At 42.5% G+C, this 16,261-nt stretch carries 5 protein-coding genes; all 5 read right to left on the bottom strand.

The window, feature by feature from the left end; genetic code table 11:
- Positions 1 to 313: 313 nt before the first annotated feature.
- Entirely contained in the window at positions 314 to 3,493 is a 3,180-nt protein-coding gene (locus tag H7U01_RS08960; protein WP_201041465.1) for an AAA family ATPase, read from the bottom strand.
- Positions 3,490 to 4,698 carry an exonuclease SbcCD subunit D gene (locus tag H7U01_RS08955; protein ID WP_201041464.1) on the bottom strand — a complete coding sequence of 403 codons (1,209 nt, stop codon included), beginning with the start codon at positions 4,696 to 4,698 and terminating at the stop codon, positions 3,490 to 3,492. Before H7U01_RS08955 ends, H7U01_RS08960 begins: the two co-directional genes overlap by 4 nt.
- Before the next feature lie 183 nt (positions 4,699 to 4,881).
- Positions 4,882 to 8,526, bottom strand: a complete 3,645-nt coding sequence (locus H7U01_RS08950; protein ID WP_022496487.1) for a mucin-binding protein — start codon at positions 8,524 to 8,526, stop codon at positions 4,882 to 4,884.
- A 458-nt stretch (positions 8,527 to 8,984) separates the two neighbouring features.
- Positions 8,985 to 15,221, bottom strand: a complete 6,237-nt coding sequence (locus H7U01_RS08945; protein ID WP_201041463.1) for a ZmpA/ZmpB/ZmpC family metallo-endopeptidase — start codon at positions 15,219 to 15,221, stop codon at positions 8,985 to 8,987.
- 457 nt (positions 15,222 to 15,678) lie between these two features.
- On the bottom strand, positions 15,679 to 16,261 hold a 583-nt coding region (locus tag H7U01_RS10060), incomplete at its 5' end, for a Rib/alpha-like domain-containing protein (RefSeq protein ID WP_201041462.1).

Below are 16,261 nucleotides of genomic sequence, written 5' to 3'. Positions count from 1 at the left end.
GAACAGTCTAAGAATCTGACAAGCATTTTACGGTCACAAGATATAAAGATTGTAAACACATTTCTATACACTTTTTCCTTGATTTTATCGAGACTTAACCATATTAAATTATAACATAGTATCACTTAATTTTCTAATAGATTAACTTTTTTATGAGGGATTTTTTTCAAATAAATTTCCTTTTATTTTCAGAAAAAACTGATAGTTAGGAAGATTGAAATAAGTGGATAGAAAAAGAGATAGCTCCGATGAGAAACTATCTCTTAGAATAATTAAAACGTTTTGACGAGAGTCCTTAAACCCTTGACTTCTCTTACCCCTTATCCACAATTTTAATACGACTACTGCCATCATGCGACTTGATGATAGCTAATTGTTGGGCGATGCCTTCTTTCATGTCATCCACGTGACTGATGACACCGACCATACGGTTTTCACCGATTTGTTCCAGAACAGCGATGGCTTTGGTCAGGGCTTCCTTATCCAGTGAGCCAAACCCTTCGTCGATGAAGAGAGCTTCAACAACAGCACCCTTGCTGGTATTTTGCACCACCTCTGAGAGGGATAGGGCAATAGCCAGTGCAGCGATAAAGGTTTCTCCTCCAGACAAAGATTTGACGGAACGCTCGCTACCTGTCAGCTGGTCATAGACGTTGATGTCCAAACCAAAGTGATCACGCGCCCTACGCCCTTCTTCACTCAGAACAAAGGAATAGCGGTTATCCGTTAAGAGACCGATGTAGTTAGCATTGGCATAGTCCAAGATTTGTTGGAAATACTGACGGATAACATAGACTTCAAGATTGAGTCGCCCAGTTAGAGCCGTATTTTCTCCCTTAACCACCCTGACCAAATCACTGAGCTCTTGGTGAGCTTTGAAAGCCTCTTGGTTGCTGTCTTGAAGAGTTTTAGCCGCTTGGTAGGTAGCCGTCGCATCCTTAAGCCCCTGCTCCATGACAGAAACCTGAGCGAGCTGCTTATCATAGTTTTCCTGACAATCCTCTACTGCTTGTGTTAGATTGCCAAGGTCCGGCTTTTCTTGGTCTTTGATAAGCTCTTGACCCTTGACAATCTGCGCCTTCAACTCTTGTTTAAGGGTTTGGTAGCTTGTCAATTGAGCCTGGAGCTTAGGAATCGCTTGCTTGTTCACCTCAAGAAGCCAAAGCTGGATTTGCTCTAGGTCATTGGTGAGGGCCCCTTCAGCCATAAGACTTTGGTCTAGTTCAGCTGATAAACGCTTAGTTTCTTGGCTAGCATTTTCTTTAGACTTGGTTAAGCTCTCAAGTTGCCCCCTGATTCCTTGAATGTCGGCATGAAGTTGGTTGTAGGCTTCACTATTTTCCTTGACTTGCTTATTGTAGAGGTCCAACTCTTGCTTTGCTAGGGAAATGCGTTCTTGATAAACCTCAACAGATTCAAGCTCTTGATGAGCTTCTTGTAACTCCTTAAGACGTTCCTTAGCTTGGTCAAGCGCCGCCTTAGCTTCTTGATAGCTCTTAGTTAAATCTGTCAATTTTCCTAGAGCTTTACCTATTTCATCTTGATATCGGACATAATCTGTCTCTTCCTTATCATAACGTTTTTGTAACTCCTGATAATACTTCTTAACCTTCAGGAGTAGGGCTTGCCCACGGTCAGTTTCATAATCTTCCGAAAAATCAAAATCAAATTGTCTCTTAACTTGCTCTTTTAGTTCTTGATAGTGTTTTTGAAGAGATAACTTAACTTTAGCCACTTGTTCAAGTAAATCTTGACGCTTAGATTCAACCTCGCTCAAGGTAGCCTGACGATTTGACAAGGTAGCGACTTGCCTTTCTTTTTGAGCTTGAAGTTCCTCCACCTGATTCATGAGATCCTTCAAGGCTGCTTCATTCGCCTTTGTCCCATCGACCTTAGGATGATCAATGGAACCACAAACCATACATGGCTGTCCATCCTCTAATTCTGCCTGCAACTGGGCAATCATGAGTTGACGACGTGAAGCTAAAGTGGTTGCTAACTGGTCTTCCAATTCCTTGAGGATTTCTTGAGCCTGGTCAATCTCCAAAGACAGGGCTTGACGACGTTTTTCGGTCTTTTCTAATTCCTGATTTAGTTCCTCTTTTTCCTTAAGATCTTGTGCCAGTTGTTTTTCCACACTGTAGCCCACAATCTGGAGGAGTTTTTCGGCCTCATGCAGGCTATCTAAACTTAGGCGATTGGCCTCCAAATCTGACAAGGACTTGTTAAGCGTCTCAATCTTTTTCGACGCCTGTTGATAGGTTTCTTCCAACTGCTTGTAGTTAGTACGTGAACGTTTGATTTTCTCCTGCTCTTGAGCAAGACTCTGAGCATAGATAATGTCCTCTTTCCATGCTTCCAGCTTTTCTTCTTTTTGAAGAAAATCCTTAGATTGAGCTGCTAGTGCCTCTTTTTGTGCCTTAACTTCCTCAAAATCCTGCTCCTTGGCGCTTAACGCTTCCTGAGCAATCTCAAGGTCCTGCTCTAATTGCAACAACTGCTTCTGATATTGTTTGAAGCTACTAATGGTTTCCTGCAACCCTTGGGCAAACTGCAATTCCTCCAGATGCGCTTTGGCTTCTGCCTGTTCCTGAGTACCTTCCTCAATTTCCAGACGGTAACGCTCCTTGGCTTGCTCCAATTCTTGGAAAATCTTTGCCAAATCTTGAGCACTTTGCAAGCTCTTCTGCAGTTTAACCAAATCCTCATGGGCATCCTTCAAGATGCTTTTTTGCTCCGTAAGACTTTCTTGACGCTGAGACAAAAGCTCTTCAAGGCGTGCCAATTTTTCAGAGGCTGGCGTTTGGGTCAAGACTGCTAATTCCTCCTCAGACCACACCTGACTGGCAAAATGGCCATCTAGCTGAGCTTGGCGCTTATCCATATCCTTATTGCTCTGACGAAGACGCTCTTCCAAGCTCTTTTGAAAACGGTCAAAAATACCCGTTCCAAAGATTTTCTTTAAAATTTGAGTCTTGGTCTTAGAATCTTCTTTCAAGAAACGGCTGAAATCATTTTGCGGAAGGAGAATAATCTGTTTGAACTGCTCAGCATTGAGCCCCAAAATCTGCTCAATCTGGTCACTCACTTCCTTGATCTTATCCCCAAGCTTTTCAATTTCCTGACCACCAATCTTATCCACAATGACTAAAGAAGCCGTCGCCTTTTGCATGGTCGTGCCCCCACCTCGCTTGGCTCTCTCCTGCTGGAGCACTCGCTCAATGCGATAAAGATGCTTACCCTGTTGGAAGTAGAAAGTCACCTTGGTCAAGTCATCCCCTGGACCAGCGAAGGTTGACCGCATCTCTTCAACATTACGGTCGCCACTGGTTGTGGCAAACAAGGCAACCGTCATGGCATCAAAGAGTGTACTCTTACCAGCCCCCGTGTCCCCACCAATCAAAAAGAGGGGAGCATGGTCAAACTGGGTGAAATTGATGACTTCCTTACGATAAGGTCCAAAATTGGTCAATTCTAACTGAACTGGTCTCATTGTCCACTCCTTCCAATCTCCTCAAAAATACTTTCCACAAGGGCAGTTTGTCTCTCAGACAAGACATCGCCCCCAGTCACTGTCTGGTAAAAATCAGAGACAATTTCCTGAGGCGACTGCATTTCCAAATCTTTTAAGTGCTGATCTACAGTCAAGCTTTCTTCCCTGACATCACCCAAACGACTGAAAGTGATTTCTACAATGTCTGTCCCATAAATCTCTTCCAGACGAGCACGCACATTGATTCCCTCTAATTCCTTACGACTGGACAATTGAATATCAAAGGCAAACCAAGCCTTTTGACAAGGCTGCTCCTTATAAAATTCAGGTGACATCAAGGTTTCAAAAGGCTCCTGCAAGGCCAAAATCGGTCGTTTGACTTCTAGAGGATGGAAGGTCTGAGACAAGTTACCAGTAGCATCCAATTCAACAATATAAACACCCTTTTCTTCCTTGCGCTTGGCTTCTTTGACATTAAAGGCGACCGGACTACCTGAATATTGCACGCGCTGGGTCGGACTGGCAAAGCGGGTATGGATATGCCCCAAGGCCACATAATCGAAAGCCTTGAAAAGGTCACTGGTCACATTAGAAAGCCCACCCACCGTAGTGCTGGTTTCAGACAACATCAATTCTCGAAGACCTTGACCATCGCTATCATCCTTCTTAGAAACCGCAAAATGCGTCACCAAGACATGGGCCTTGTCAGGATCAAAAGCTTTTTCCATATCCTCGAGAATATAGGCCAAGGCATCACCAATCCCCTGAATTTCCTTATTCTCATCGTCCTTATAGTAAATACGAGCATCAATAGGATCGATAAAAGGCAGCAGGAAAATCTGGCAATCCTCCAACTCAATAGGCTCAAAAGCCTCCTCCAAACGTGTGCTTAAATGAAGGCCCTGAGATTGAAAGAAGTCACGCCCAAAATGCAAACGTTCAGCTCCATCATGATTACCACTGATAGCATAGACAGGAATCTGTTCCTCCAGTACTAAGCGGGCCAAGGTCTTATTAAAAAGCTTAATCGCATCCACAGGGGGCACCGCACGGTCATAGAGGTCTCCCGCAATGATAACCCCATCCACTTTTTCGCTAATAGCCAAATCCACAATCTGTTGAAAGGCCCACGCCTGCTCCTCCAACAAAGACCAGCCATTGAGGGTTCGCCCCACATGCCAATCTGACGTATGTAAAAACTTCATGACAGTCTCCTCATTCGTTTTGTCTTACTCTATTGTACCTTATCAAGCTAAATACTGCTTAAAAGATTCACAAACCTTGGGAGATTCCGTGAATTTTATCCACAAACAAAAAATCTCTCCCGAGCAATCACACTCGAGAGAGATTTTATTTTTGGATTTTATGAGAGATAAGGTGTGGAAATCTTAGTCTTGGTTTTTACGACGATTCATAGCCGCAAGTCCTGACATGAGTCCCATGACAACAACACCCATTGCTGCAAGGTTATTATCTGACTCACCTGTTACTGGCAATTGTTCATCGCCTTCTTTAGCTTTATCAGAACCATCTGCCTTCTTACCATCTTTATTTCCAGATTTCTTCTTATCTGAACCTTTACCGTCTGAAGCGCCATCAGCTGCTGATCCAGATCCAGAACCCTTAGATCCTTTAGAACCGTTTGAAGTTGCTTTTACAGCTTTAGAAGTTGAGCTTCCAGATTGACCACCATTGCCATTTGAAGGTGTTGAGCCATCTTCAACCTTACGGTAGATGTAAGTTACGACTGTTTGACCTTCTGTCATCTTGTCTGTAGATTTACCTTCTTGACGGATCAATTCATATTTCACACCGTTACGGTAGATGTAACGGTCACCATGAACATTAACTTCTGAACCAACAGAGTTAGTGATCACAAGTGGCATCTTGATTTGGTTACCATACTCGTCACGGTAGATAACAACGATAGTACCAACTTCTTTGTTAACTGCCGGTTTAGCAGGTTCTGCATTAACCACCTTGTAAACAACCTTTGTATCTTCACCAGGGTTGCTTGGTGTCACACCAGTCTTATCAGCCTTGTAACCTTTCACTTCAGGAACAAGTGTCATAGCAGCCTTAGTTGGATCGTTAGGATCATTTGTGTAAGTAACTGCTTCAACACCTGGGATTGGATTCCCTTTTTCGTCAACGGCAATAATCTTACCAAATTTAGTGTAAGTAACCGTTTCAACCTTGCTGTCCATAGTGACATCTTGAGAAGCCACACGACCTTTATCTGCGAAGTAACCGTTAACCATTGGTGTAATCACGAGATCAAACTTAGTCTTATCTGCCTTCCATTCACCTGCAGTAAGAATATCACCTGTTACAGAGTCAAGCGTCAATGAACGTTTCCATTGTGCTTTCTGAACACTGTCTGCTGGCAATTTAGCATTGCTATCTTTGCTTGCATAGTGAACAGTATATGTCACATCTTTAAGGTAAGCATCCTTAGCTGGCCATTTTGGACCGTTTGGTTGGTTAGGATAGATTGGTGTTCCTGGTTCGTGAGCATTGTCTGGATTAAAGTCAAGTGCTACACGTTTGAAGCTTACTGTCCAAGCTTGGTCAACTGTGCTATCCAAGTCAAAGCTTGCACCAGCTGGGTAACCATCTGTTACAAGGACATAGCCAAGGTCTTGATAGTGTTTGATACGTTCAGCTGTTGAATAGTTAACCGCTTCACCAGACTTACCAGCCAAAGCAACAGTTTCAAGGGTTGAACCACTTGTTTCATCACGGTAAACAACACTTGCTTTTTGATCATTCTTAACGTAAACAACCTTAGTATCGCTAGACAAGTCACCTGGTGTTGCAGGTACTACCTTAGCAGTGTAACCTGGGATAGTTGGCAAGTTCTTGTCAACTGCAATCATCTTAGTTGGATCGTTAGGATCATTGATGTAGGCAGTATCAGAGACACCTGCAATTGGCTTACCATTTTCATCGACAATGACAAATTTACCAAAAGCCTTATAAGTTACGGTGTCAGTTGCTTCTGGAGCATCTGGAGTTACTGTCTTACCACCTGCTACCGCTTTATCTGCAAAGTAACCATTAACAACAGGAACCTTAACTGTACCGTAAGTGTGGCTAGTTTCATTCCAAGTCACCTTACCAGTCGCTTGGTTATCCTTACCTGCAAAGGTATAGTCAGATTTCACATCTGCAGCTGGAGTTTTATCGCCTGCACCTTGGAAGGTAACCGTTTGTTTAGTAGCCTTAGTCACATCGTTAACGATTGCTACGTAAACGACACGAGTGTCTTCACCTGGATTTGATGGTGATGCAGGGACAACCTTAACAGTGTAACCAGGAATACTTGGAAGCGTCTTGTCGATGGCAATCATCTTAGTCGCATCATTAGGATCGTTAGTGTAGGCAGTTGTTGATACACCTGGAATTGGACTGCCATTTTCATCCACAGCAATGAACTTACCAAAGGCCTTGTAAGTAACTGTATCTGTAGCATTTGGTGCATCTGGAGTAACTGTCTTGCCACCTGCTACGGCTTTATCAGCATAGTAACCAGTAACAACTGGAGTTTTGACTGTTCCATAAGTGTGAGTCGTTTCAGTCCAAGTTGTTGTATTAGTTGTAGGATCTTCTTTACCGTTGAAGCTAAAGTCATTTTGAGTGTTAGCAGCTGGTGTCTTCGTATCAGCACCAGTGTAAGTTACTGTTTGACTTGTTGCTTTTGTGACATCTTTAGTGTCTTTTTCAACGATAATGTGGTAACGGTAACCAGGAGCTAGGTATTGACCACCGCCATTGGCATCAATCGAAGCATCCAAACCTTGTGAACCATTAGCAAATTGAACAAGGTCAACAACACGACTTTGGTTAAAGTCCCAAGTACGATCTGAGCGAATGGTTGCAATACCATTTGTATAGTCATATTGACGTTCTGATTTTAAGACATCTACGTAAGCATTAGCTTTAGATTTGTCAGCAGACGCATACTTGATACGATAACCTGCTGGTACTGGAGGAAGCTCTGTTATACCCGCATCGTAGATCTTATTGTAAGTCCTACCGTTTGCAGTGATTGTTTCAGTTGAGTTGTTGATACGGTATGTTGAAGATCCAGGAATCTTGTTTCCTGCTTCATCAACGTAGTCAATAATACCAAGGTTGGCATAGTTAACGACAACCATATAGTTACCATTTGTAATGTAGTCATAAGGTCTCATAACCCCACGATTATCACGACCAACTCTAAGATTGTTGATGTAATCAATGTTAACAAAGTATTGTTGACGTTCTGGCAAATAGGCAAGTTTGTAGCCTAGGTTTGTCAAATCAGGGTTTGTTGAACCTGCTCCAGCATTTGTCAAAACAGCAACCGCATCAGCTGAACGAAGACTACGGTTTGATACCGCAAGTCCCATAGCATTGATGAGATTTTCAGAGTTAAGGCTTGCTTCAGCAGCATTCAATTCACTGCTTGTCACGGCCAACTCACTAGTCGCCACTTTAAGGACGCTATTTACAGCATTGGTTGTAGACTCTGCGCTGGCAGTTTCTGCTGCAGTCGCAACTGAAGCTGCTGCACTTGTTTGTGCTGATACTTGACCAGCAACAGGAGCTTCGGCTACTGCTGTTGAGCTAAGAGCTTGTGCACTAGTCGCTACAGATGAAGCAGTCGCTGCTACAGATTCAGAGCTCGCTTGCGATGCAGCCTGAGAAGCTGCTTCTGAACTAGATGCTGTTTGACTAGTTGTTGAAGTTGCTTGGCTTTCTTGAGCTGCTGATTGTGGCTGTTCACTAGCCAAGGCCACAGTAGAGACTGAGCTTGGTGCGTTTTCTGTTGTTGCTGGAGCTACTGATGCTGTTGTTGGCGTTGATTGCTCCACGACGACATCTGGCTCAGCAGTTGTTTCCATACCTGCGGTAGTTGGTGCTACCGTTTCATCAGCTTGGGCACCCTGTGCATTTGAGAAGATTGAAACTCCCAAAAGGACAGAGGCTACACCAAAGCTGTATTTTCTTAATGAAAAACGTTGGCGTTTATTAAACATATCTCTCATAATAATAAATTTCCTCAATATCCAAATTACTTTATATACAGTTTCCATTTTATACTATAATTATTAAATTGTCAAATATATAATGATTATTGTTCTAAAGTTTAACTTTCATTAGAGAATATTAATTTAAAACTTTTATCTAAGTCCTTTGAAACATCAAAATGTTCGTGCTTTTATTTACCACAATCCTCTGTTTTGTTAGTTCTATAATTTTCAAAATACTTTCATATCAAACCATTTTTCATTAAAAACGTTCATCACACTAACCTTATTTTTTAGTTTTGGTGATATTTATTAAAATACAAAATACTCTCCCTTCAAAAAGAAAAATTTTTTAACGACTCAACTCACAGTTCTCTCAACCCTTGCCAATACTGACATAGAGACTCCTTACTACTCCTTTTTCGAACAAACTCAAAAATCCCTTTGGTATTTACCAAAAGGGATTTTTTCATCTATTATTTGAAAATAGAACTTGTGAAACTATCTGTCTCTTGTAGGAGTTTCTTATAGACAGCTTCTTTGAGTTTCGTCGTATGGCTTGTTGACACAGATTTATTACCGTTATTATCTGTTTTAAGACTTGCAGCATCTTTGGCTACTGCCGCTTTAAACAAGGTCAACAAATCATCGTAAGAACTTACAGATGTGCCATCAATAGCAACTGTCGTCAAACCATGGGACGCTTTTTCTTTCACTTCTTTGAAGTAGGACTTCTTGAAGTCTTCTAGGGTGTTGAACTGGCCATCAGAAATCTTGTTAATGATAAAGTCATCACCAAGGGTGTTCTTACCAGCTGCTTTGGCTTCTTGTTTATACTTGTTGGTCGCATAACCTAGGAAGCCTTTTTCATAGCCGTAGTAACCCCAGAGTCTGAAAGTATTATGCTTGAAGGACATAGCACCTGGAGAGCCCTCACTGGTATTACCACCATAAATGGCAGACATCATAGGCACATTGACATAGGCAGAAGAGAAATCCTCAGGTTTATAAACTCCATTTCCAGGTCCACGATTGGTCATGAAGTTATTATCTACAAGGTCATCAATAGAAGTCAAGCTAATAGCTTTTTCGCTATCACTTAGAGCACGAACCTTGTCGTATTGGTTTTTACTATTACCTCGTAGCTGTTTATCTACCTTCTTGAACCATGCGTTATTGAGCTCTTGATTTCCTTGGCTGAGGACCGCTTCCCCTTCAAGGGAGTCAAGAAGCATAAGGGTATCGTTGTAGCCCTTCATGTAACGGTCGATGGCTTCACGCGACTTCAACTTGTTTGGATTAGTGTTGTACCACTGATTACCGTCATTTTCTCTTTCAAAGGCCATGTTAAGTCCCAAGGCCCCGTATTCACCTTGATGGCCCTGAGTAGCTGGTGATTGCAACATCCCTTGGGCATAAGCTTCAACGTCTGTTCCTTCACGACGACCAAAGCCTCCAAAGTAGGCAATACGGTCATTGATATGAGTTGTTTCATGAGTGAAGGCCGAAGCACCGTACTCACTAATCATGTTAGACATGACGAAGGTAACCTTGGCACGATTATCGTATGGATTGTCGTAGATGGCAGCATAGGCACCAGCCATAGCTCCGTTATCACCATAGTACTCACCGACTGGTCCATAGATTTCACGGATTGGCACATAGACTTCTGTACTGTTCTTGAATTGGCCGTAGCGCTCTGGCCAACCTGGCCAACCATGACCCCAGACATAGAAACCTTCCCAGACTGGATTGACAATGTCTTTGAACAATTTGTTTTTGACATTATCCGCAGCCAATCTTTGCCAGAAATCAAGATAGTTGATTTGACGTTGAGCGGCTAGATCAATCTCAGGTTTCAACTTCTCTAAGGTTGTATTGTACTTGTTAGCCGTACCATAAGACATGGTGTCATAGGTAGAAATCAAGAACATCTCTGTCTTATCAAGGTTCAACAATGGCAAAATCATCTTGCGGTGGAGACCACGACTAAGGTTATCATAAACACGATACTTGTGCTCACCGACACCTTCATTTTGAGATGCCTTCTCAACAACGTAGACCTTATCCTTAGCAGCATCGATGAACCAATCATTCATATTGTCGATAGTGGTAAAGAGTTTTCGGTTGTAATTAAGGAAGTCGGTCAGATCACTAGAAAGGGTACTTTTGGCGAGAACTTCACCAAAAGCATCGTATGTTCTTGAACCACTGATATTATTTTCCTTAGAGCCAATCTCAATCAAACGGTCAAGGACATCCACATTTTTACCATAGAAATCTGGTTTGAAGAGCATGATTTCTTTGATATTAACATCATCGAACTTAACACCATAGTAGCGATTCAAGTAAGTCAAACCTAACAAGAGAGCCGCTTTATTTTTCTCAACCTTGTCAAGAATCATTTGTTGGGCAGCTGGTGATTGGTTAAGCTGATGATCCTCATTTTGAACCAGCTTAGTCACCAGGTTAGTTAAATTAGCCTTAACAGCGTCAAAACTTTCTTCCAAGAAGAGGTTCTTGATAGCATTGACCTTGTTTGGACCGGTACGACCAAGTTTTTGGTAAATCGGATCAGACTGCAACTCAATCGGCTTAAGAATATCAACAATACCATTGATAAGACTTGAGTGGTCTTTTTGAACGATATTCGGAGTGTACTTGATACCCAAATCAGTAACAGTGTACTCCTTAACGTTGCTCAAACCTTCTGAACTCTCTGAAAGCTTGAAGTAGTCTTTGCTTCCATCAGCATAGTGAACAATAATCTTGTTAGCATCGCTTAGGTCTGTAACAAAATTACTGTCTTTCATCGGTGTCACTGAGAGCACCTCTTTGGTATTCAAGTTATGGTCTTTGGCCAGTTTATTTGCTTGATAGACAATATAATCCTTGTTATAGAATGGCTGGAATTTCTCAATATTCTTGTAAGCCTGCTTGTATTCTGGCTTATAGTCTTGAATATTGGCAAAATCAGCTTGACTAGAAACATTGTTAAGAGTATTCAACGTGTAAGGCTCGCTAACAAATGTATCAGCTGTGATGTTGTAACCTTCAACACGCTTGTCAGCTTCTTCCTTGGTCAAATGTTTGAGCTTATTCGGACTCTTAGTATCTTTACCAGTACCATCTTCGGCCGAGCTGTAACCAACAACACCAAAGAGATCTTTGATGTATGGGCCACCGTCTTCATCATTGACATCGTTAGAAGCAAAAATTTCTTGACCCTTGATAACCTTAGCATAGGTCACATTATCTTGAACAGCACCGTAAGGCCATGTCTTAGCAACAATACCACCGACATTTCTTGTGTTTTTAACATCAAGAACACCTTTAGCTACTGAATTGGTTACCTTAGCCTTCGTTCCTGATTTCCAACTGTTGAGCATGTAAGTGACAAATGGCACCAACATACTTGCGTTGGCATTTTGAGCTGTAATGGTCGCATCCACATAGGCTCTGTTGACGAATCCCATGTAGTTTGAACCAGCAATCCCACCAACTGTTGAGTTATTACCAACAGAGTTGATTTTACCGATAAAGGCAACATTTTCAATCTTGCCATCTTCATCAATCTTATTGACAATACCTGCAACGTCATTGTTACCAGTCACTGAACCAGCCACCTTAACATCTTCAATCAGACCTTTGTTTTTAAGGTTAAATCCAACCGTCGCGATTTGATTTTGATCAGGGCGATTGATGTCTACATTTTCAAAGTTGATATTCTTGATCGTTCCGCCATTGATGACATTAAACAATGGATGCTCTAAATCATAGATGGCATAGCGTTTGTCACCATCACTGAGCAACTTACCAGTAAATTCGGTCGTAATGTATGATTTACCGTTTGGAACGACGTGACGAGCACTCATGCTTTGACCCAGCCTAAATTCACCTGAAGGATTCGCCTGAATGGCATTGACCAACTCAGCAAAATCGTAGTAAACATTGGCTTGGCTAGCCTGAGGTTTCTCAATGTAATAGCTATAGGTTTGAGCAAAATGGTTTTGGGCATCACGTTGCACCAAATTGTCCGCTGCTGCAGTTACCTTATAAACCGCCTTGCCATCAACCGTTGTTTCTTCGACGGCTTTTACTGCCAAGTAGGTGGTCTTCTGATCCGCAGAAGTCATCTTCAAGTAGTAATTCGTGAGATCCTGAGGTACAGCTGCCAGACGAGTCTCATCCACTTCTGTTTGATTGTCATACTTAATCAAATCTGTACGTGCAAAATCTTTAAGCTCGACCTTCTTGAGATCCAGTTGGAGAGTTTGGTCTGCCAAAACCTGATTCTCCTCACCATTGCCACGATTATAGGTCATAGTTGTTGTGAGGGTATATGGCTTGTAATAGTCTAAGTTTGTTAGGTCAGCAGTCAAGGTCGTGCTAGGAATATCAAGCGTTTGAACAACCTGTCCGTTTTGCTTGAGGAGCGCTTTAATAGTCGTGATAGCTGCTGAACCTGGATTCGTCAAGTTGTAGCTAAGTTTAGCACTACGACCCAAATCATCCTTGTCAATCTGTGTCAGCGTAAGCACTGGTTTTTCAGATACCTTGGTCCCTTTGTGAACGATACGATTTTGAACAGGAACTAGCACGGTTTCAGTAACAGTTGGTGCCTCAGACGTCTTATTCCCTTTATAGGTCTTATAGACTTTGGTGATTTTGTTTTGACCTTCTTGACCTTCTTGAACAACCTTTAGAGTGCCCTTTTCAAGACTATCATCTTCTTGGACAATCTCTTTAAATGGAAGCTCTACGATAGACTCTTCCGTCGTTGTTCCATCTAGAGGCTTGCTGCCACGACGAAGCTTTCTAGGTTGTGGCACCTCAATAACCTTACCTGATACAATAGTTGGCTCACCAACCTTGACACCATCAATGGTTTGGTAAATTTTCTGGATTTCTTGGCTACCTTTTTGACCTTCTTGCTCGACAACCTCTTCATCCACATACTTGCTATCATCAGTGATAACTTCGATAGGATAATCGATGGCTTGCGTTTCAGTCTCTGTGACACTTCCAACAACTGGAGTGTGGACAGGATTCTCGGGTTGGACAGCCGCCTCACCTTCGTGACCTGATTCTTGTGTACCCTTGGCTTCCAGTTTGCCTGTGTACTCTGGATTTGTAGGTTGAACAAGGGCTTCGCCTTCATGACCGGATTCTTGTGTACCCTTAGCTTCCAGTTTACCAGTATAGTCTGGATTAGCAGGTTGTACAGCTGCTTCGCCTTCATGGCCAACTTCTTGGGTACCGTTAGCACTGATTGGACCGGTGTACTCTGGGTTAGCTGGTTGAACCACTGCCTCGCCTTCGTGCCCAACTTCTTGGGTACCGTTAGCACTGATCGGTCCAATGTACTCTGGATTAGCTGGTTGGACCCATGCTTCGCCCTCGTGCCCAACTTCTTGGGTACCATTAGCACTGATCGGTCCAGTGTAATCTGGATTAGCAGGTTGGACCCATGCTTCACCCTCGTGTCCAACTTCCTGCGTTCCATTAGCACTTGTAGTATCGCTACTGATTGAACCGGTGTACTCTGGAGCGACAGGTTGAACAGTAGCTTCGCCTTCGTGACCAACTTCTTGGGTACCATTAGCACTGATTGGGCCCGTATATTCAGGGGCAACAGGTTGAACCAAAGCTTCACCCTCATGACCTACTTCTTGTGTTCCATTGGCACTAATCGGTCCTGTGTACTCTGGATTTGCAGGTTGAACCAACGCTTCGCCTTCGTGTCCAACTTCTTGGGTACCATTGGCACTAATCGGTCCTGTGTACTCTGGATTTGCAGGTTGAACCAACGCTTCGCCTTCATGTCCAACTTCTTGGGTACCATTGGCACTAATCGGTCCAGTGTACTCTGGATTTGCAGGTTGAACAGCTGCCTCGCCTTCATGACCTGATTCTTGCGTACCTTTAGCGCTAATTGGTCCAGTGTACTCTGGGTTAGCAGGTTGAACAGCTGCCTCGCCTTCATGACCTGGCTCCTGTGTTCCTTTTTTCCAACTGATTCCCTTACTATCCCTATCAGCTGTCCCCTGACTAACTGTATTATCTTCTTTTATTGAAGACTCAAGCCCTTGCAAAGTATTCTCCAAAGGTTGTTCAAGCTCCGGCTTAACAGAGTAACGCAGATAACCCACATACTCATAACCATCAATGGCAATAACACCCTTAGCCAAATCTTCTTTATTTGAAACCGCAAGAGTTTGATTATAGGCCTGCAACTCCTTGTTTTGCAAGGCAAGAACCTCTATCGGCACAAGGAGACTTTGCCCTGCGGCCCCAATCAAGACCAAGCCAATAATTTTTTTACGATGTTTTTTTGAAAATAGCAACACAGCCATAGTCGCTGTTGCCAATCCCAAACCTGTCGCTGCCCAGTCGGAACTTCCTGTCTGAGGAAGAGTGGCTTGACTGTCTCCCTTACGTTTATAAACCAGATAAAAAGTGTCCTCATTTTGATATTCCTTAGGAATAGCATGTACCACTTGCTTCTGCTCTTCAGCTGTTAATTCATTTTCTGTGACATAGGCCATGTGTACCGATGCATCCGAGGTAACCTGGTCTGCCGAAACTGGTTTAGACACGAAAAGACCACCTGCTAACAAGAATGTCCCGATAGCAACTGGCCCTACACCTACTGACAATTTACGAATGGCGTATTTTGTCACTTTTTCAAAAACATGATTTGCTTGTTTCATTCAAAATCTTCCTATAAGTTAATCCTTGTACCCCAAGGCACGTCAAAAAAACGAAGACGTTATTGAAAAAACACGCACTCCATACATTTATTAACCTTCTTCCGAAGTCTATCATATCCTTTTTTTAATCTTTAGGCAAGTATTTTCTCTAATTTTTAATCAATATAAAAAACGAATTATGATTAGTAACTAGATCCTCGTGAAAATAATCAAACCTTTTCATATAAGCATTTTCATGCATATCACTATTTATGGGAATTTCGCCTATAATCTAAGTTACTAATATTTTTTGAATAAACCTCTTCACCTTTTGAGTTTTTATCTAATTTTTTAATATAAACAAAAACTGTCTTGTAATAGACACAAAAGAGACCCACCCCTTATGGGATGAGTCCCTTTTTTCGAAAACCGAAATAGCCTAACTAACTATGTTGAGGGATCTAACCTATGAACTATCTTAGTCTTCTTTTTTGCGTTTTCCTGCCAAACCAAGTCCAGCCACTGTCATCAAACCACCCAATAGAGTAGCCAATAATGAAGTGTTTTCACCTGTCTCAGGCAAAGCTTGCTTAGTATCAGTTGCAGCTGGTGTTGCTTTTGAGGCGACATGAACTGTATCTAATGCAGGAGCAGGTTTATGCACTGTTGGTGCTGGAGTTTCTTTAGTCACTTGATTGTCAACCATTGGTGTGTTCTTATCCGCATCTGTGCGTGGGTCTTTAACGATTACCTTAACTGGAACTTCGTCTTTAGAACCGTCTGGGTAAGTGACGATAACTGTTGCGTCTTTTTCGCCTTCTGTTGTTGTGTCAACAGGTGTCTTGTACTCGAACTTAGTGCCTTCTGGAAGATCTCCAACGTTGCCAATGGAATCCTTAGCGTTTGGTTGATCGCCTGGTTTAACCGTTTGATCTTTGGCTACAGGAGTGTTCTTATCGGCATCCGTACGTGGATCTTTAACAGTTACCTTAACTGGAACTTCGTCTTTAGAACCGTCTGGGTAAGTGACGATAACTGTTGCGTCTTTTTCGCCTTCTGTT

Origin of the sequence: Streptococcus sp. 21.1 (genome assembly GCF_016648635.1) — a bacterium.
GTDB lineage: Bacteria > Bacillota > Bacilli > Lactobacillales > Streptococcaceae > Streptococcus.
This window is presented reverse-complemented; position numbering and strand designations above follow the sequence as displayed.